The sequence below is a fragment of the Gallibacterium sp. ZY190522 genome (genome assembly GCF_054166015.1).
In genome coordinates this window covers 1,975,428-1,994,471 of sequence record NZ_CM135118.1, presented here as the reverse complement: position 1 = coordinate 1,994,471, position 19,044 = coordinate 1,975,428, and the positions used below count along the sequence as shown (strand labels likewise).

Below are 19,044 nucleotides of genomic sequence, written 5' to 3'. Positions count from 1 at the left end.
TTTAAATTGAATAATCAATCAAAACAGAAGAAAGAGAAGAACAATAAAATGTCATTTACGATTGGACAACGTTGGATTAGTGAAAGCGAAAATAACTTAGGATTGGGATTAGTCACTGCTGTAGACCAGAGAACGGTAACATTTTTGTTTCCTGCAGCGGATGAAACACGAGTTTATTCCCTTGCGGTGGCACCGATGACGCGAGTATTGTTTCAGCAAGGTGATGTGATTACTCATCACGAAGGTTGGCAAGCGGAAGTATTGGATGTGATGGAAAATAATGGAGTTGCTCTTTATTTAGCGAAAAGAATCGATACAGACGAAGAAGTTGTAATTAAAGAACTAGAACTAGCACATCAAGTTACTTTTAGTAAACCTCAAGATAGACTGTTTTCTGCACAAATTGATAGAAATGATCGTTTTACATTGCGTTATCACGCATTACGACATCAGCAACAGCAATTTCAATCACCATTTAGAGGGTTACGTGGTACAAGAGCTAGTTTAATACCTCATCAGTTACATATTGCTCAGGAAGTTGGAAATCGTTTATCACCAAGGGTATTGTTGGCAGATGAAGTCGGATTGGGAAAAACTGTAGAAGCAGGAATGATTCTACAACAACAGCTATTCTCTGGTAGAGTTGAACGGGTGCTAATTTTAGTGCCTGAAACATTACAGCACCAATGGTTAGTTGAAATGTTGCGTCGTTTTAATCTGAATTTTTCATTATTTGATGAAGAACGTTGTCAGGATTTTGATCGTAAAGAAGAAAATGGAAGAAGTGTTAAAGTAAATCCTTTTGATACTGAATCATTAGTAATTTGTTCTTTGGATTGGTTAGTTACACAAGAAAATCGAATGGCAGAAGTATTGGCAAGCCATTGGGATATGCTGATTGTTGATGAAGCTCATCATTTGGAATGGCACTCGTTGGCGCCAAGTCGAGCTTATCGTTTTGTCGAACAGTTATCGCAAAAGATAGCTTCAGTTTTGTTGCTAACGGCAACTCCAGAACAGTTGGGACAGGAAAGCCATTTTGCACGTTTACGGTTATTAGATCCTCATCGTTTTTATGATTACAATGCCTTTGTTGCAGAGCAGAAACAGTATCGTCCGGTAGCGGTAGCAGTGAATGATTTGTTATCTGATAAGAAATTAACCGCTGAAGAACAGAATGTTTTAGCTGAATTACTGCCTGAACAGGATATTGAACCGTTATTGCGGATTATTAATGGCGGTAACAGTTCTAACGAGCAGATCCAAGAGGCGAAACAAGAGCTGGTTACTAATTTAGTGGATCGCCACGGCACTAGCCGATTATTATTTCGTAATACGCGTCAAGGAGTGAAAGGCTTTCCGAAACGTATTTTGCATCAAGTAAAACTGGAATTGCCGAAGCAGTATGCAAATGCGATCAAAGTTGTGAATTTACTTAATAAGACGGTGCAACAAAATTCATTATATCCGGAAGTGCTGTTTCATCAGCTTAACCCGGAAGCGGCGTGGTGGGATTTTGATCCGCGCATTGAATGGTTATTGACCTTTCTCAAAAATCATAGCCAAGAAAAAGTATTGATTATTTGTCAACAAACCGAAACCGTATTGCAGTTAGAGAAGATTTTGCGCGAAAAAGAGGGCATTCGTTCTGCGGTATTCCACGAGAAAATGTCGATTGTTGAACGTGATCGGGCGGCAGCCTATTTTGCACAACAGGAAGACGGCGCAAAAGTACTGTTAAGTTCCAGTATTGGTGCGGAAGGGCGTAATTTCCAATTTGCTTGCCGATTGGTATTGTTTAATTTGCCACTAAATCCGGATGTATTGGAGCAGTCCATCGGACGTTTGGATCGTATCGGTCAAACCAGAGATGTTCAAATTTATGTGCCTTATTTTAATCAAACATCACAGATGATTTTGGTGGATTGGTATCAAAAAGGCTTGGGAGCCTTTGAACAGACTTGCCCGATGGGGGCAACCTTATTCGCTAAATACGGTAAACAGCTACAGACATTTATTGATAACCCAAATGAAGATGAGGCGGGATTTGCGCTCTTTATTGAACAGGTGGCAAAAGAGCGGATTCGCTTGCAGCAGGAGTTGGAACAAGGGCGAGATCGCCTGTTGGAACTCAATTCTAACGGTGGAGAGCAAGCACAACAGCTCGCTGCTGCTATTGAACAACAGGATGGACAACCGGATTTAATTAATTTCTGTTTGAGTCTGTTTGATGTAATCGGTTTAGATCAGGAAGATTTGGGCGAAGATTCGATAGTGATTCAGCCGACCGGGCATATGTTAGTACCTGATTTTCCGGGATTAAAAGAGGAGGGAAGCACCGTCACTTTTAATCGTTCATTGGCATTGGCACGTGAAGATCTTGAGTTTTTAACGTGGGATCACCCGATGGTGCGAAACGGTATCGATCTGATCACTTCCGGCGATATTGGCAAAACGGCAGTGAGTTTATTGCCGCATAAAGGGTTACCGGCAGGTACGTTATTGTTGGAATTAATTTATGTGGTTGAAGTACAGGCACCGAAAGCCTTGCAATTAACTCGCTTCTTGCCACCGACACCGGTGCGTTTGTTATTGGATATTAAGGGCAATGATTTAGCCTCACAAGTCTCTTTCCGCGGTTTAGAAAAACAGCTTAAGCCGATCAATAAAAATATGGCAAATAAAGTCGTTAAAATGACGAAAGCGGATATTGATCGTCTGATTAAGCACTCTCAAACTTTGATAGCGCCTTATGCTGAACAAATTATTGCGGAAGCTACCGAAGTGGCGGATAAAACGTTATATAGTGAACTTCAGCGTCTTACCGCACTTCAGGCGGTGAATAAAAATATTCGTCAGGATGAAATTGAACAACAGGAACAATTAATTGCGCAATCACTGGCTCAACTGAAAAAAGCAAGTTGGCGTTTGGACAGTTTGCGTGTGATTGTCAGTAATAAAGAGTAATTATGGCATTAATAGCGTACAACCCGCCGCAAGGATTGAATATCTTATATCAGGATAACTATATTGCGGTGGTGAATAAACAGAGCGGTTTGTTGTCGGTTCCCGGCAATCAGCCGCAGTATCAGGATAGCGCCACCACACGCGTGGCGAATAAATTCGGTTTTACCGAGCCGGCGCACCGTTTAGATATGGCAACCAGCGGCATTTTACTGTTTGCGCTTTCCAAAGCCGCTGAAAAAGAGCTGAAGCGACAATTTCGCGAGCGAGAACCGAAGAAACATTATCAAGCGATTGTTTGGGGGCATTTGGAACAGGATAGCGGTATTGTCGATTTGCCGTTAATTTGTGATTGGGAGAATCGACCGCGACAACGTATAGATTTTTTAGTCGGCAAAAAAGCACAGACGCAGTATCAGGTTTTAGCGCGTTATCCGAATAACACCACGCGCGTGAAATTGACGCCGATCACAGGTCGTTCGCATCAGTTGCGTCTACATATGTTAGCTCTCGGGCATCCGATTCTGGGTGATAAGTTCTATTCTCCTCCGGCAGTGCGGGCAATGGCACCGAGATTATATTTACACGCAGAAAGCCTTACTATTACGCATCCGATCACTCAAGAACGGATGACATTTACTTGCCCGCCGGATTTCTAACTTATTGTTGCGGATTGACGATTAAATCGGGTTTGATAATAAAAGAAAATTCACTGCCTTTACCGACTTCGCTTTGGATTTCAAGATAGGATTGATGTTGTTCCAAAGCGTGTTTAACAATGGCTAATCCCAAGCCGCTGCCGCCGGTTTTATTATTGCGTGATTCATCCACGCGATAAAAACGTTCGGTTAAATGGGCAAGATGGCGAGCTTCAATACCGATACCGTTATCGCTGACACAAAATCTTGCCCCTTGTTTACAACGTTGCCAACTGACGTGAATAATCGCCTCTTCGCCGGCGTGGCGAATAGCGTTATAGATCAGATTGGAAACCGCACTTTGTAATTGGTGTTCATCCCCAATAATTTTCAAATCCGGCTCGATTTCAAAAATAATTTGCTGTTTTGCTTGATGGATAACGGCAGTATTTTTTTGTAAAGAGAGAATTAATTGTGACATATCAACCACTTCGTGTTCGGCACTATTGATATTTTCAATTTTTGCCAATAAAGATAGCTGTTGCAGCAATGTCGCCATTCTCTCGCTTTGTTCTTTCATCGCCTGCAATGCTTTTTGTTGAAAAGGTGATTTTTCATCGATCTCGCCCTCAAACATTTCCAAATAACCTTGCAGCACCGTTAATGGTGTGCGCAGTTCGTGGTTCATATTCGCCAGAAAAGTTTGACGGGAGTGCATTAAGCGAATAAACGAGGTCGCATCGCGTGCAATAATTAAATAGGATTCGCTGTCGTAACTATTGATATTAAATTCGATATAGCGTTTATTGTGGGTCAGTAAAACCAAAGGGCGATTGCGCCTGTTAAAGGTTAAATGACGAAAATAGTGTTTAAATTCGGGGTAAAAAATCACCTTAAAAACACTTTTTTGCGTTTTCTTATCCCAAATAAATTCAAACATCTCCTGTGCTGCTTGGTTGCACCAAGAAATATCGCCGTTGTGTTCACAAATTAATACCGCATCGGGCAAAAATTGAATATTGCGATTTAGCCTGGAAAGTAGCCGTAACGATTTAATTTTTTCGCGGCGAGTTCGCTCATTGTAGTAGGCAGCAGTTTGTGAAATATGCTCAAGCGCAGTAATTTTCTTTTTGCTTTTAGGGGGTTTATTCGGATTGATGATTTGCAATAAACTGAATTCATTATAGTGGTGCCAAATCAGTAAAATTACCAACAAGGCAATTAGCCAGAACGAGAAATCTTTACTGAAGAGACTCAATAGTGAAGCAATGCCGACCGCCAGCAACACTTCGATGATCAGATGTTTTAACGACAGATTGAGCTTCATTGGTTAATCCTGAAAATGGTTAGAAAAACGGTAGCCGAAACCACGAACGGTTTGCACATAGCGATCAGCCTGAAAAGGCTCTAAACTGCGGCGTAATCGGCGAATATAGGAGTCAACAGTGCGATCTTCAACATAAATATCATCGCCCCAAATATGATTCAATAGCTGTTCACGGCTATAGACTTTTTCGGGATGCGTCATTAGAAACAGCAGTAATTTATATTCGGTTGCGCTTAATTCCACAAATTGATTTTCCACGCTAACACGTTGCGCCTGCTGATCGATTTGTAAATTTTCAAAACTGACAATTTGGCTCGGCGGATCATAACTGCGTCGCCATAACGCTTCGATTCTGGCTAATAAAATTTTCGGTGAAAACGGCTTGGTAATGTAATCATCGGCACCGGCGTTCAGACAGGTAATGCAATCCTCTTCCGCACTGCGTGCCGTGAGCATAATGATTGGAATTTTAGCGGTTTGTTCCTGTTTTTTTAGATATTCAATAAACATAATGCCGGAACGACCGGGCAACATCCAATCCAACAGAATAAGCTGCGGTTGTTCCTCAAGGCGATTTACCGCACTTTGATAATCCTCCGCTTCAATCACCTCATAATTTTGCTTCAGTAAGTAAAGTGCAACCATTTCACGGATCGCACGTTCATCTTCAACAATTAAAATTTTGCCCGCCATAAGCCCTCATTTTATTTGAGTTGCTGCTTTAACCCATTCTACCTGTAATGTAATCTTCTGTCCGTTGGAATTTTGGTTTGTCAAAAATTTTACTGGTTTGATCGAATTCAATCAGCTCACCAAGATACATAAAGGCGGTGTAGTCGGAACAACGCGCCGCCTGTTGCATATTATGCGTGACGATGGCAACAGTGTAATCGTGTTTTAATTCGCTGATCAGCTCTTCGATTTTCATTGTTGAGATCGGATCGAGCGCAGAGCAAGGTTCATCCAATAACAACACTTCCGGTTTAACGGCAATACCGCGCGCAATACATAAGCGTTGTTGTTGCCCACCGGATAAGCTATCACCGCTTTGGTTCAGCTTATCTTTCACTTCGTTCCATAATGCGGCTTTGGTTAATGCCCATTCGACCCGATCATTCAACTCTGATTTAGGCAGTTTCTCAAATAAACGAATGCCGAAAGCGACATTATCATAAATCGACATTGGAAACGGTGTCGGCTTTTGGAAAACCATCCCGATTTTGGCGCGGATAATGGCAATATCAATATGTGTGGTCAATAAATTTTCATTATCTAAATTAATTTCACCGGTGGCGTGTTGGTTCGGATAAAGTTCATACATCCGGTTAAATGTACGCAACAGTGTCGATTTTCCGCAGCCGGATGGACCAATAAATGCAGTGACTTTATTTTTTGCGATTTTCATATTGATATTTTTTAAAGCGTGAAAATCACCATAATAATAATTGAGATTATTAACGGTTAATTTCGCATCAATTTGGTTTGATAACATATCCATTTTATGGTCCTTATTTATGTTTGTTGGAACAAAGTCTGGTTAAAATATTTAAAGATAAAACAAAAATCGCAATTAATGCTGCACCTGCCCACGCCAGTTCATTCCAATCTTCAAACGGGCTGGCGGCATATTGATAAATCACCACCGGTAGATTTGCCATTGGTGCATTCATATCCAAAGAGGTGAATTGGTTTGAGAGCGCAGTAAACAGCAATGGTGCGGTTTCGCCGGAAATGCGGGCAACGGAAAGCAGAATGCCGGTTAAAATGCCGGAGCGAGCGGCACGATAGCAAACCATCGTAATGACTCGCCATTGCGGGCAACCGAGTGCAGCGGCGGCTTCGCGTAAATTATTCGGCACGAGATTCAACATACTGTCGGTGGTTCTGACCACAACTGGAATTACCAACATTGCCAAAGCCAACGAACCTGCCCAGCCGGAGAAGTGTTTTACTTGCGAAACATAGATTGCGTAAATAAACAGCCCGATAATAATGGAGGGTGCGGAAAGTAAAATATCGTTCAGAAAACGGGTAATTTTCGATAATTTGCTATAGCGACCGTATTCGCTTAAATAGGTGCCTGCCAAAACGCCAATCGGTGTGGCGATAAAGGTGGCAATTAATACCATCATAATCGAACCGATAATGGCATTAATCAAACCGCCGCTTTCGTTGGGTGCAGGTGTCGCTTTTAGGAACAGTTCAAACGAGAGTGCCGGGATGCCTTTGATGATTAATGTGTATAAAATCCAAATCAACCAAAAAAGCCCGAACAGCACTGCCAGATAGGCAAGGCTTAACATAAGAAGATTTCTGCTTTTACGCCAATAAAAGCGTTGATTTTGATATTTATGCATTATTTTCTTCCTTCTAGTCGACTCATTCGCATCACTAATAAACGTGCGATCGCCAATACTAAAGTGGTAATCAAGAATAGAATTAACCCTAACTCCATCAAGGCTGATTTCTGTAAACCGCCGGCTTCGTTAAATTCATTGGCAATCGCAGAAGCGATAGAGGTGGACGGTGCAAAAATAGAATCCGGAAGTTGGAAGGCATTCCCGATAACGAAAGTGACCGCCATTGTTTCGCCCAATGCACGCCCCAATCCAAGCATAATGCTGCCGACAACACCGGCTTTGGTATACGGCAGCACGACTTTCCAAATCACTTCCCACGTGGTTGAACCCAAGCCGTAAGCGGATTCTTTCAACATTGGCGGTACAACACTAAAAACATCACGCATTGTTGAGGCGATAAAAGGAATAATCATAATGCCCAACACTAATCCGGCGGTGAATAGTCCGATACCGAAAGGTGCGCCGGAAAAGAGAATGCCGATTAACGGTAAATTACCAAAAGTATCAATGATATAAGGCTGAATGTATTCTTGAAAAAGCGGTACGAAAACGAATAGCCCCCACATCCCGTAAATAATGGAAGGAATCGCTGCCAACATCTCTACTGCGGTGCCAATCGGGCGTTTTAACCATTGTGGAGATAATTCAGTGAGAAAAGTGGCAATGCCGAAAGAGATTGGTACGGCAATAATTAAGGCGATGGCGGCGGAAATTAATGTGCCGATGATCGGTACCAATGCCCCATAATTTTCTTGCACCGGATCCCAGTCGTTACTCCATAAAAAAGCGATATGAAATTTAGAAATCGAATCCCAACTACCAATCACTAAAGACAATAAAATGGCGGAGAGCACAATAAAAACAAAGACAGCAAAAAAACGGGTGGTGTTCTTAAAAACATTTTCCAACCAAGCGTGATTTAAACATTTATTATCGATTTTATGCATTTTTCTACCTTGTAAGGTAAGGGTTATGTGAGAGCATAACCCTTTGATATTTCAATAGAATATTAATAGATAGTTTTTCCTTGCGCATCTTTCACTTCACTGTGCCAACGAGCTTTAATTTTTTCGACAACAGTGTCCGGTAATGGCACATAATCCAGTTCTAAAGCAGCGTCTTTACCGTTTTTAAATGCCCATTCAAAGAAACTGAAGACATTTTTGGTGTTTTCGGCATTGTCGGCATTTTTGTGGATTAAGATGAAACTTGCCGCAGTGATTGGCCAAGATTGATCGCCCGGTTCATTTGTCAAAACTACGCCCATTCCGGCAGCTTTCTCCCAGTCGGCATTGGCTGCCGCCGCCATAAAGCTGTCACGAGAAGGTTGTACAAATTTACCGGAAGCATTTTGTAAAGTAACCCAAGTTAATTGATTTTGTTTGGCATAAGCATATTCCACATAACCGATAGAATATTTAAGCTGTTTAACGTAAGCGGCAACGCCTTCATTACCTTTTCCGCCTTGTCCGACCGGCCATTTAACGGATTTTCCTTCACCCACTTTTTCTTTCCATTCAGCAGAAACTTTGGATAAATAGTTCGTCCAGCCGAAGGTTGTGCCGGAACCGTCTGAACGGCGTACTACCAGAATATTTTTATCCGGCAAGGCAATGCCGTCATTCAGTGCGGCAATCGCCGGATCGTTCCATTTTTTGATTTTGCCGAGGAATATGTCAGCAATTACCTCACCTGAAAGTTTTAATGCGCCGGCTTTGATTTCCGGAATATTGACAACAGGAACGGTGCCGCCAATGATGGCAGGGAATTGTAATAACTGGTGTTCTGTAAGCGCGTTTGCTTTCATTGGATCGTCTGAAGCACCGAAATCAATGGTCTTAGCGATAATCTGTTGCTGACCGCCACCGGAACCGATGGACTGATAATTGATTTTATTGCCGGTTTGTTGTTGGTAAAGCCCTGCCCATTTGGCATAAATCGGATAAGGGAATGAAGCGCCTGCGCCGGTAATTTCGTGGGCATTTGCTTGAGCGATAAAAGGTAATGAAATAGCAACGAGAGCAAGTTTTCTAAGGACTTTCGGTAACATAGGTTTCTCCTAACAGAATGAATTAACATTTGACGTTAGGAAGTTTAGCGATGAAATGTGACAGTTTGATGACAGCGGAAGAAATACAAAAAATAACCCCATATTCCGAGTGAAATATGGGGTATTTTTATAGAGGGAATTTAGAATGTTACTGCATTTCTTAATTTTTTTAATGCATTGCTTTCTAATTGTCTGATACGTTCGGCTGAAACCCCATAATGATCAGCCAACTCCTGCAATGTGGCTTTATTATCATCCAACCAACGGGTTTGGATAATATGACGACTTCTTTCGTCTAATTGTTCCAATGCTTCACTAAGTTGATCGGTTGCTTGATTTTCAAAGTTTTCTTCTTCTAATTCGGCAGCGAAGTTTGAACTTTTGTCTTCTAGATAAAGTGCCGGAGAATAGGTTTCTTCGCTATCATCAGTAGGTAAATCGAAACCCATATCTATACCGCTCATACGTGATTCCATTTCTTGTACGTCTTCTGCAGAAACACCGAGTTCGTTAGCAACCATATCTACCTCATTTGCGTTGAACCAACCTAGACGTTGTTTTGTTTTGCGCAAATTGAAGAATAATTTACGTTGAGCTTTAGTGGTGGCGACTTTAACGATACGCCAGTTGCGTAACACATATTCGTGAATTTCTGCTTTAATCCAATGCACAGCAAAAGAAACTAGGCGAACACCAACTTCAGGATTAAAACGTTTCACGGCTTTCATCAAACCAACATTACCTTCTTGAATTAAATCGGCTTGTGGCAAACCATAACCGGAATAACCACGTGCAACGTGAATCACAAAACGTAAGTGGGATAAAATTAATTTTTTCGCGGCATCAACATCTTGATGGTAATACAAACGTTCTGCCAGCTCCTTCTCCTCTTCTGCGGTAAGCATTGGATATTCATTAGCTGCTCGAATATAGCCTTCTAAACTACCTTGAGGAACAAGCATCATGTTTTGCATTTCTTTTGTCATTAACTACCTTCTTATATTAAAAAATTTGTTTCCGTTATAGCACAGTTAATGCCTAATGTAAAAACTGTCTTAACTTAACTTAACGAACGCTTTATTTGACCTATTATAATGCAAAAAGTTTCATATAGATCACAATTTTTCTAAATTTGCTAAGTGAGCAATTAGCCATTTTATGCCTTGATTTTGAAAGGCAATTTGTAGCCGGCAGTTTTTATCACTACCTTCTACATTAATAATTGAACCATATCCGAATTTATGATGTTTTACGCGTTGACCCGGCTTCCATTCTGAATTTTCTAAAATTGATTTTGCTGTACCAACCGCTGCAAGGTTTACCGCTCTTGTTACTGTACCTCTTAAGCGAATCTCCTGAATATTTTCTTGCGGTAATTCATTAATAAAACGAGAAACAATACGTTTTTCTTCTTGAGAATAAACACGGCGTTGTTCAGCATAACAAAGCGTAAGTTTTTTCCTTGCACGAGTGATACCGACATAAGCCAAACGGCGTTCTTCTTCGATTCTGCCTTCTTCTCCTGAAGCACCGCTCGGGAATAAGCTCTCTTCCATTCCAACGATGAAAACACGATCAAATTCCAAACCTTTTGAAGAGTGCAACGTCATTAAATCGACACATTGTTGATGTGGCGAGGCTTGTCCTTCACCGGCTTCCAACGAAGCGTGAGTCAGAAAAGCAATCAGGTCGCTCATATCTTCCGCCTCATCTGGTTTTTGAAAATCTCTTGCAGCAAAAACCAGTTCATCTAGATTTTCTAAACGCACTTCACCTTTTTCACCTTTCTCTTTTTGATACATCTCTTTCAGTCCTGAATGTTCAATCACAAATTCAGTTTGTTCTGCTAAAGGGAAATCGAAAGTGTCATTATCCAATGCATTAATAAGTTCAATAAAACGCAATAATGCAGTAGCGGAACGTCCTTGTACCAAACTTTCTTCCAAGGCTAATTGTGTTGCTTGCCAAAGGGTTAATGTTCGTTTACGAGCAATATCTCGCAAAATTTCAAGTGTTCTATCGCCAATGCCACGGGGTGGTGTGTTGACTACTCGTTCAAAGGCAACATCATCTTGACGATTTGCTAAAAGACGCAGATAGCCGAGAGCATCCTTAATTTCTTGACGTTCAAAGAAACGTAAACCACCATAAATACGATAAGGCAGACCGGATTGTAAAAATGCTTCTTCTAAAATTCGTGATTGGCGGTTACTGCGATATAGCACTGCACATTGATCATAATTACCTCCTTCATCTACCCACTGTTTAATCTGTGAAGTCACAAAACGTGCTTCATCGTGTTCATTAAATGCACGATAAATTCCGACAGGATCGCCTTTATTGCCTTCCGTCCAGAGATGCTTACCTAAACGTCCCTCGTTATTAGCGATTAACATATTAGCAGCTTGTAAAATATTTTCCGTAGAACGGTAGTTTTGTTCCAAACGGATCGTTTCTGCGTGATAATCAGTTAAAAAACGATAGATATTATCAATTTTTGCACCACGCCAACCATAAATAGATTGGTCGTCATCCCCGACAATCATCACATTGGCACTATTTCCAGCCAATAATTTAACCCATTCATACTGAATATTATTGGTGTCCTGAAATTCATCCACCAAAATATGCTGAAAACGTTGTTGATAACGTTGCAGAATCAACGGCTTTTTCTGCCAAAGTTCATAAGTTCTTAATAATAATTCGGCAAAATCGACCAAACCGGCGCGATCACAGGCATCCTGATAAATTTTGTAAATTTCAATCCAACTGCGATCTTCTTTATTGTGAATTTCAATTTGATCTGCACGTAAACCAAGATCTTTCTTGTTATTGATATACCAACAAATCTGTTTAGGTGGATACAACCCTTCATCCAGATTGTAGGATTTTACTAATCGTTTTACTAACCGTAGTTGATCTTCAGAGTCTAAGATCTGAAAATCTTGTGGTAAACCGGCATCCAAAGCGTGACGACGTAAAAGACGATGTGCCAAACTGTGAAACGTTCCGACCCACATTCCGAAAGGTGGTGTGATTTGATCCTGTAATAAATTTTCAATGCGATGACGCATTTCAGCAGCTGCTTTATTAGTAAAGGTTACCGCAAGAATGGCATTGGGGCTGATATTCTCAACACCGATTAACCAAGCAATGCGATAAGTTAGTACACGTGTTTTTCCACTGCCGGCTCCTGCGAGTACTAAATAATTAGCTAAAGGAGCTGCAACTGCTTCACGTTGTCGTTCATTTAAACCATTTAATAATTCTGAAAAGTCCATAGGAGATCCTGTTATTGTTAGACCTAAGCACTTTGTCTGCGCATAAATCTAAAAGGTAATTCAATGATTTGTTGAGAAGGGAGTTTTTTAGATGTTAAAAATTGAATTAATATTTCGGCACCCATTTTTCCTATTTCAAATCTAGGTGTAGCAATTGTAGTTAGGCTCGGATTGAGTACTTTGGAAAATTCTAAATCATTGAAACCGACAATATCTAGCTCCTTACCAACCTTAATATCTCTACGGGAACATTCCATAATTGCTCCCGCTGCAATGTCATCATTAATGAAAAAAATCGCATCTGTATCAGGCCAACGATATAAAATTTCAATGAGTGCTTCAGCACCACTGGCAAAAGAAGTTCTTTGTTGCATTTTAAAATGTCTATCTGTGACAAGATTGTTCTCATTTAAAACAGCTTCCCACGCATTTTTTCTTAATAATGCTCTGCTATCTAACCAAGAGGAGCATAATGCAATGTTTTTTCTATGTTTTTCTTGTACTAAAAAACGAATTAACTCTTTAGCAGCGACATATTGATTGATGCCAATATTAGCAAGAAAGTTAGGATTATCATAGATATTCATAATTTCTACTGTCGGAATATTAGCTGTTTTTAATAACTCTATCGTTTTTTGTGTATGAAATGTTTCTGTGAGAATAAAGCCATCCACATTTTGTTGCATATATTTTTCAATAATGTGTTGTTCTTCCAATGGTGTATAAGAAAAATCACTGATTAATAAATTATAGTTCCATTGGTCGCAAATTTCTTTTACACCATCAATGACTTCTTTAAACACGTCATTACTGAAAGAGGGAATTAATAGCACGATAGAATTGGTAGATGATGATGCAAGTGATTTAGCTATACTATTAGGTATATAGTTCATTTTTCTACACATTTTCTCGATTTTTTCTCTCATTTCTGTGGAAATTAAAGAAGGATTATTAATTGCCCTAGAAACAGTGGATTTATTAACTCCTAAAGCTTTCGCTATGTCATCAATTGTTGTGCGTTTTTTCATAGATAACGGTTCTTAATCAATTAATTCTGTTGTTTTATATTTTATCTGAAATCATTTATTTTTTGAAACTGATCACACTTTGAACAAAATGTTGTTGCAACACTTTTTAATAAATATTACGTTAATGCAATCGGTTGCATTGATGGTTAAAGAGGTGAAGAATGACAGAAATTTATAAGTCAGAATGTGTGAAAGTATCAGGAGCATATCAAATACAAATTACCACAACAGAGATATTTGCTAAGGAAAGTAATGATTCAGTAGTTAAAATAAGCAGAGGGGGAATATGCGGTTCTGATATTCATTACTATCAAGAAGGGGGAGTAGGACACTTCAGTTTAAAACATCCTATGATTTTAGGTCACGAAGTCGTTGGTATTTTAGAAAATAAAAAGCAAGCGGTTGCAGTAAATCCAAGTAAGCCTTGTTTAAAATGCAAATATTGCCTGAGTGGAAAATCCAATCAATGTTTAAATATGCGTTTTTTCGGCAGTGCGATGTTGAATCCACATGTGGATGGCGGTTTTTCTCAATATGTTGCTGTAAGAAATGATCAAATTGTCCCTTATGATAATCGGATACCAAGCAAAATAATGGTATTTGCTGAACCGTTAGCTGTTGCGATTCACGCTGTTAATCAAGCAGGTTCTTTGGTTGGAAAGAAAGTTTTAGTGACAGGTTGTGGACCAATTGGTTCTCTTGTGGTTGCTGCTTGTAAGAAAGCTGGTGCGGTTGAAATTGTTGCCTCTGATATACAAGAATCTTGCCGAAATAGTGCTATTGCTATGGGAGCAACATCTGTGATTAATCCTTTGGAGGATCAAGAACAGTATTTCCAAGATAAAGGTTATTTTGATGTGAGTTTTGAAGCTTCAGGAGCAAATAGTGCTATCAACTTTGCAATTGATGCAACTAAAGCAACCGGCACAATTATTCAAATAGGAATGGCAAAAGGAGATGCCGCTATTCCGATCACAAAATTCTTAGCGAAAGAACTTACTTATAGAGGGGCCTTCCGTTTTACTAATGAATTTGAAGTAGCAGTACGTTGGTTAGAGCAAGGATTGATTAATCCGTTACCGTTGCTTTCTCATGAATTTTCTTATCAAGATGCAGAAAAAGCATTACAAATAGCGAGTGATAAAAGTGTTGCTATAAAAGTCCAACTTAAATTTGAGGAATAATTATGAATAATTTATTTGATTTAACAGGGAAAAGAGCTTTGATAACTGGCTCTGCTCAAGGGATAGGTTTTTTACTTGCAAATGGATTAGCTCAATATGGTGCAGAAATTATCATTAATGATATTAACGCAGAAAAAGCGCTAGTCGCTGCTGAACAGTTAAAAAAGAAAGGTTTTCTTGCTCATTCAGTTCCATTTGATGTGACTAAAAAAAGCGAAATTGAGCGTAATGTTGCGGAAATCGAAGCAAAAATAGGGGCAATTGATATCCTAATTAATAATGCTGGTATTCAACGGCGACATCCTATTTTGGAATTTCCTGAACAGGAGTGGGATAACGTTATTGAAATTAACCAAAAAGCGGTTTTCTTAATGATTCAGGAAGTTGGCAAATATATGGTGAAACGTAATGCAGGAAAAATTATCAATATTTGTTCAATGCAGAGTGAGTTAGGACGAGATACTATCACGCCGTATGCAGCTTCTAAAGGTGCAGTAAAAATGATTACTCGTGGGGCGTGTGTTGAATTGGCTCGTTATAACATTCAGGTAAACGGAATTGCACCAGGATATTTTAAAACGGATATGACTAAGGCATTAGTAGAAAATGAGCAATTTACACAATGGTTATGTCAGAGAACACCTGCTAATCGCTGGGGAGATCCAGAAGAATTAATCGGTTCAGCTGTTTTCCTTTCTTCTAAAGCTTCCGATTTTGTCAATGGCCATCTGTTGTTTGTTGATGGTGGAATGTTAGTCGCTGTATAAACAACGAGGAGTTTAATTATGAACTTTAAAAAATCTTTATTATTCATTTCATTAGCAAGTTTGATGTCATTTGCAGTATCGGCAGCGGAAATTAATTTGAAATTTGAAAGCTCAAATTTTGCTGGAGAGAAAGTATATGAGATCCAAAAACAGTGGACTGATAATGTAGAAAAAGCCTCAAATGGAAGAATCAGCATTGAATTATTACCGTTAGATTCAGTATTAAAAACAAGTGATATGCTTTCTGGAGTGAGAAATAAAATTATTGATGGTGCAGTTGCTACTGCGGCAATGTATGCTGGTACTGATCCTGGTTTTGGCTTGATTGGTGACACTATTTCTGCGTGGAGTAGCGATGAGGATATTCTTAGCTTTTATTATAATGGAGGAGGTTTTGAAGTCGTTGATAAAATCTTTCAACAATATGGGGCTAAATTAATTGGTGTATCGGTAACTGGTTCAGAGTCACTACCTTCCAAAGTGAAAATTGCAAGTGTTGCTGACTTTAAAGGCGTTAAAGTTCGTGCGCCATCAGGCCCAATTCAGAAATTATTTGCGAAGTTGGGAGCTGCTCCTGTCGGTTTGCCAGGATCGGAAATTTACACTAGTTTAGAAAAAGGAATTATCGATGCGGCGGATTTCTCCACTTTTGCTAATAATCAAGCACAAGGTGTACACGATATCGCAAAATATCCTATTTATCCGGGTATCCATTCTTCTCCTGCAGTTCATATGATAATGAACTTGAAAACTTGGCAATCACTCTCTCCTCAAGATCAGGATTTTCTAGTGTCCTATTTTAAAGGAATGGCTTTGGATACACTGATTAAAGCCCATTATGAAGATAAAATCGCATATAAAGAAGCGTTAGATAAAGGCGTTCAGCCAGAGGCTTGGAGCCCGGAAGAAGTTGCGAAAGTTCGTGCTGCGGCAAGAGAAATCTGGCAGGAAACAGCTCAACAATCTGAAATAGGTAATCAGTATTATCAAGCCTTATTAAAATTCCTTACTTCTCAAGGAATGATGCAATAATCGTAACTATAGGCAAGGCTGGGTTGGATCACATTCAGCCTTGTTTATTAAGGAGTTGAAAATGTCTTTTTCTCAACGCTTACTATTTTTATGTGATCGGTTTGATCAATTTTTTATCAAATTAGGTTACTACGTCTCTTATCTTTTCCTTTTTATTGTTGCGATTGGGTTTTATGAAGTTATTGTGCGATATATTTTTTCCAGCCCTACAATTTGGGTACACGAGGTCACTACTTTTCTTGTCAGTTTATCTTTACTTTATGGTGGTGTTGCTTGTTATGCCAACAATAAACATATTGCTATGACATTTATTCGACAACAATTTTCAGCTCGAGTGAGGTGGGGATTGGAATTGCTCGTTGAAATATTCGTTTTTATTTTCTTTGTTTTATTAAGTTATGGTTCATATCTTTCAGCTGTCGAAGCATTTTTTACTCCTATGGGAACATTTAAGATGCAAACTTCCGGTACTGTATTGGATACGCCATTCCCTGCGATTGAAAAAGGGTTCTTTTTTATTTCGTGTTTGATGGTGTTGGTGCTTTCAGTGTTGCATATATTTCGTCATTTAGTGACTAAAAATCAGGAGGGATAATTATGATTAGTGGTTTAGGAATAGGTGTAGGAACATTAATTATCTTTCTAATGATGATTTCGTTGTTATTTATTGGTATGCCATTGGGTTTTTTAACCGGCTTAATTGCTTTAGTGATTTCCTATTTATGGTTTGATACTGCGGCAATAATGCAAATGGTTGCGGCAAGGGTAACAGATTTTACTTCTTCTTATACATTTGTTGCAGTGCCAATGTTTGTATTAATGGCAACATTATTGGATAGAACAGGCATAGCGCGTGATTTGTACAATGCTATGCGTATTATTGGTGGTAGGTTAAGAGGGGGTATCGCCATTCAATCAATGTTTGTTGCTATTTTATTAGCAACAATGTCAGGCATTATTGGTGGTGAAACCGTATTGTTAGGAATGTTGGCATTACCGCAGATGTTGCGTTTAGGGTATAACAAAAACCTTGCTATAGGTACGGTGGTTGCCGGCGGTGCATTAGGAACAATGGTACCTCCAAGCATTGTCTTAATCATTTATGGTATGACGGCAAACGTGTCTATTGGTGGACTATTTTTAGCTGCAATTCCTGCGTCAGTTTTATTATCTTTACTTTATATTTCCTATATTTTGTTATTATGTTATTTACGACCAAATTATGGACCAGCAATGGCTGCAAGTGAAAGGCAGGCATTAACAAAAAAAGATATTAAGAAAATTATTCACGATATTGCTATTCCGGTAGCAATTGCCACTTGGATTTTAGGCAGTATTTATGGTGGGATTGCTTCTATTACAGAGTCTGCTTGTATTGGTGTAGTGGGTGTTATTTTAGCGGCTTTTTATCGCAAAGAGTTGAACTTCACGATTATTAAGGAATCGCTTAAACATACAATTAATACTGTTGGAATGATTATTTGGGTAGGTATCGGAGCAACAATGATCATTGGCATTTATAATCTAATGGGAGGAGATCGTTTTATTTCAGGTTTATTTGCCAGTTTGAATGCTCCGCCGATTTATACCATTATCATTATGATGATTATCTTATTGATTTTAGGAATGTTCTTGGACTGGATTGGTGTAGCGATGTTAACAATGCCTATTTTTGTTCCGATTATTACTGCACTTGGCTATGATCCGATTTGGTTTGGTGTTTTATTTTGCGTAAATATGCAAGTGTCATTCCTTAGTCCTCCATTCGGACCGGCAGCATTTTATCTTAAAAGTGTAGCTCCGGAAGGCGTAGAATTAACAGATATTTTTAAATCTGTCTGGCCATTTATTAGCTTACAAATTTTAGTTCTGATTTTACTATTAGCTTTTCCCGAAATTACCTCATTATTTCTTTAATCTTATAAAAGTTCTTCCTTTAATAAAGGGAGAACTTGTTCGCCTATTTTCTGATAGATATTTCAGAGAGTACGGGATAGTTATAACGAGTATTAAATATTCGACTTTTCATTCCATATAATGAGCGACTTTATGTCCAAATAAATTTAAGGAATTATATAAAATGTTAGTTTATTTCTGTGTAATTTTATAAGTGTAAAGTTGTTGGTTGTAAAATTATACATCTATTTTGGATACGAATATTTAATAGCTTCTTTAATTCATTATTTCAAAATTATAAATAAAAATAATATTTTGACATCAAAGAAATACAAAATATCATATAAACAACAATTTCTTAAATTTTAAATAAAGTTTAAATTGACTTTACGCTTGCTTTTGATAATATGCGTCGATTTATTGCTTTTCGTTCTTACTTTTATGAGGATGGCTGTTCATACTTGTTGTTGGAATGAAAGGGAGCTTAGTTAATTCTATAAAGACGTATTGGGAGAAA

Annotated in this window: 16 protein-coding genes; 7 read left to right on the top strand and 9 right to left on the bottom strand. The window is 39.0% G+C overall.

The window, feature by feature from the left end:
- The first annotated feature begins 48 nt into the window (after nucleotides 1-48).
- Nucleotides 49-2,967, top strand: coding sequence for an RNA polymerase-associated protein RapA (gene rapA / locus ACXPAV_RS09520; RefSeq protein WP_458003355.1), 2,919 nt, complete (start codon nucleotides 49-51; stop codon nucleotides 2,965-2,967).
- Nucleotides 2,968-2,969: 2 nt separating this feature from the next.
- On the top strand, nucleotides 2,970-3,623 hold the full coding sequence (gene rluA / locus ACXPAV_RS09515) for a bifunctional tRNA pseudouridine(32) synthase/23S rRNA pseudouridine(746) synthase RluA (protein WP_018346857.1): 654 nt from the start codon (nucleotides 2,970-2,972) through the stop codon (nucleotides 3,621-3,623).
- A 1-nt stretch (nucleotide 3,624) separates the two neighbouring features.
- Here rluA and phoR read toward each other — a convergent pair whose 3' ends face one another.
- From phoR to ACXPAV_RS09470, 9 genes are all read right to left on the bottom strand, one after another.
- Nucleotides 3,625-4,929 carry a phosphate regulon sensor histidine kinase PhoR gene (gene phoR, locus ACXPAV_RS09510; RefSeq protein WP_458003354.1) on the bottom strand — a complete coding sequence of 435 codons (1,305 nt, stop codon included), beginning with the start codon at nucleotides 4,927-4,929 and terminating at the stop codon, nucleotides 3,625-3,627.
- Between the two features lie 3 nt (nucleotides 4,930-4,932).
- A complete protein-coding gene (gene phoB / locus ACXPAV_RS09505; RefSeq protein ID WP_013745898.1) occupies nucleotides 4,933-5,622 on the bottom strand; it encodes a phosphate regulon transcriptional regulator PhoB in 690 nt (229 codons plus the stop codon).
- Nucleotides 5,623-5,650: 28 nt separating this feature from the next.
- Complete coding sequence (gene pstB / locus ACXPAV_RS09500; RefSeq protein WP_458003353.1) at nucleotides 5,651-6,427, bottom strand: phosphate ABC transporter ATP-binding protein PstB; 777 nt, start codon at nucleotides 6,425-6,427, stop codon at nucleotides 5,651-5,653.
- Nucleotides 6,428-6,437: 10 nt separating this feature from the next.
- Nucleotides 6,438-7,286, bottom strand: coding sequence for a phosphate ABC transporter permease PstA (gene pstA, locus ACXPAV_RS09495; protein WP_013745896.1), 849 nt, complete (start codon nucleotides 7,284-7,286; stop codon nucleotides 6,438-6,440).
- A complete protein-coding gene (pstC, locus tag ACXPAV_RS09490) occupies nucleotides 7,286-8,236 on the bottom strand; it encodes a phosphate ABC transporter permease subunit PstC (RefSeq protein ID WP_018346860.1) in 951 nt (316 codons plus the stop codon). Before pstC ends, pstA begins: the two co-directional genes overlap by 1 nt.
- Before the next feature lie 62 nt (nucleotides 8,237-8,298).
- A complete protein-coding gene (gene pstS / locus ACXPAV_RS09485) occupies nucleotides 8,299-9,339 on the bottom strand; it encodes a phosphate ABC transporter substrate-binding protein PstS (RefSeq protein ID WP_458003352.1) in 1,041 nt (346 codons plus the stop codon).
- 140 nt (nucleotides 9,340-9,479) lie between these two features.
- A complete protein-coding gene (gene rpoH / locus ACXPAV_RS09480; protein WP_039135686.1) occupies nucleotides 9,480-10,325 on the bottom strand; it encodes an RNA polymerase sigma factor RpoH in 846 nt (281 codons plus the stop codon).
- A gap of 129 nt (nucleotides 10,326-10,454) precedes the next feature.
- Complete coding sequence (uvrD, locus tag ACXPAV_RS09475; protein ID WP_458003351.1) at nucleotides 10,455-12,620, bottom strand: DNA helicase II; 2,166 nt, start codon at nucleotides 12,618-12,620, stop codon at nucleotides 10,455-10,457.
- A 23-nt stretch (nucleotides 12,621-12,643) separates the two neighbouring features.
- Nucleotides 12,644-13,648 carry a LacI family DNA-binding transcriptional regulator gene (locus ACXPAV_RS09470; protein ID WP_458003350.1) on the bottom strand — a complete coding sequence of 335 codons (1,005 nt, stop codon included), beginning with the start codon at nucleotides 13,646-13,648 and terminating at the stop codon, nucleotides 12,644-12,646.
- A 161-nt stretch (nucleotides 13,649-13,809) separates the two neighbouring features.
- Between ACXPAV_RS09470 and idnD the strand changes: the two genes are divergently transcribed.
- The 5 genes from idnD to ACXPAV_RS09445 all read left to right on the top strand — a co-directional run bounded on the left by idnD (nucleotide 13,810) and on the right by ACXPAV_RS09445 (nucleotide 18,548).
- Entirely contained in the window at nucleotides 13,810-14,832 is a 1,023-nt protein-coding gene (idnD, locus tag ACXPAV_RS09465; protein ID WP_458003349.1) for an L-idonate 5-dehydrogenase, read from the top strand.
- The gene (gene idnO / locus ACXPAV_RS09460) at nucleotides 14,832-15,599 is read left to right on the top strand and encodes a gluconate 5-dehydrogenase (RefSeq protein WP_458004417.1); all 768 of its coding nucleotides are present in this window, start codon (nucleotides 14,832-14,834) and stop codon (nucleotides 15,597-15,599) included. The genes idnD and idnO overlap by 1 nt, the downstream gene beginning before the upstream one ends.
- An 18-nt stretch (nucleotides 15,600-15,617) precedes the next feature.
- On the top strand, nucleotides 15,618-16,631 hold the full coding sequence (locus ACXPAV_RS09455; protein WP_458003348.1) for a TRAP transporter substrate-binding protein: 1,014 nt from the start codon (nucleotides 15,618-15,620) through the stop codon (nucleotides 16,629-16,631).
- A 61-nt stretch (nucleotides 16,632-16,692) separates the two neighbouring features.
- Nucleotides 16,693-17,226, top strand: a complete 534-nt coding sequence (locus ACXPAV_RS09450; RefSeq protein WP_021461640.1) for a TRAP transporter small permease subunit — start codon at nucleotides 16,693-16,695, stop codon at nucleotides 17,224-17,226.
- 2 nt (nucleotides 17,227-17,228) lie between these two features.
- Complete coding sequence (locus tag ACXPAV_RS09445; protein ID WP_039135691.1) at nucleotides 17,229-18,548, top strand: TRAP transporter large permease; 1,320 nt, start codon at nucleotides 17,229-17,231, stop codon at nucleotides 18,546-18,548.
- The last annotated feature ends 496 nt before the right edge of the window (nucleotides 18,549-19,044 follow it).

Excerpts from the sequence above, each read along its gene's own strand:
- rapA (WP_458003355.1), top strand. The coding sequence starts at position 49 with ATGTCATTTACGATTGGACAACGTTGGATTAGTGAAAGCGAAAATAAC.
- rluA (WP_018346857.1), top strand. The coding sequence starts at position 2,970 with ATGGCATTAATAGCGTACAACCCGCCGCAAGGATTGAATATCTTATAT.
- phoR (WP_458003354.1), bottom strand. The coding sequence starts at position 4,929 with ATGAAGCTCAATCTGTCGTTAAAACATCTGATCATCGAAGTGTTGCTG.
- phoB (WP_013745898.1), bottom strand. The coding sequence starts at position 5,622 with ATGGCGGGCAAAATTTTAATTGTTGAAGATGAACGTGCGATCCGTGAA.
- pstB (WP_458003353.1), bottom strand. The coding sequence starts at position 6,427 with ATGGATATGTTATCAAACCAAATTGATGCGAAATTAACCGTTAATAAT.
- pstA (WP_013745896.1), bottom strand. The coding sequence starts at position 7,286 with ATGCATAAATATCAAAATCAACGCTTTTATTGGCGTAAAAGCAGAAAT.
- pstC (WP_018346860.1), bottom strand. The coding sequence starts at position 8,236 with ATGCATAAAATCGATAATAAATGTTTAAATCACGCTTGGTTGGAAAAT.
- pstS (WP_458003352.1), bottom strand. The coding sequence starts at position 9,339 with ATGTTACCGAAAGTCCTTAGAAAACTTGCTCTCGTTGCTATTTCATTA.
- rpoH (WP_039135686.1), bottom strand. The coding sequence starts at position 10,325 with ATGACAAAAGAAATGCAAAACATGATGCTTGTTCCTCAAGGTAGTTTA.
- uvrD (WP_458003351.1), bottom strand. The coding sequence starts at position 12,620 with ATGGACTTTTCAGAATTATTAAATGGTTTAAATGAACGACAACGTGAA.
- ACXPAV_RS09470 (WP_458003350.1), bottom strand. The coding sequence starts at position 13,648 with ATGAAAAAACGCACAACAATTGATGACATAGCGAAAGCTTTAGGAGTT.
- idnD (WP_458003349.1), top strand. The coding sequence starts at position 13,810 with ATGACAGAAATTTATAAGTCAGAATGTGTGAAAGTATCAGGAGCATAT.
- ACXPAV_RS09455 (WP_458003348.1), top strand. The coding sequence starts at position 15,618 with ATGAACTTTAAAAAATCTTTATTATTCATTTCATTAGCAAGTTTGATG.
- ACXPAV_RS09450 (WP_021461640.1), top strand. The coding sequence starts at position 16,693 with ATGTCTTTTTCTCAACGCTTACTATTTTTATGTGATCGGTTTGATCAA.
- ACXPAV_RS09445 (WP_039135691.1), top strand. The coding sequence starts at position 17,229 with ATGATTAGTGGTTTAGGAATAGGTGTAGGAACATTAATTATCTTTCTA.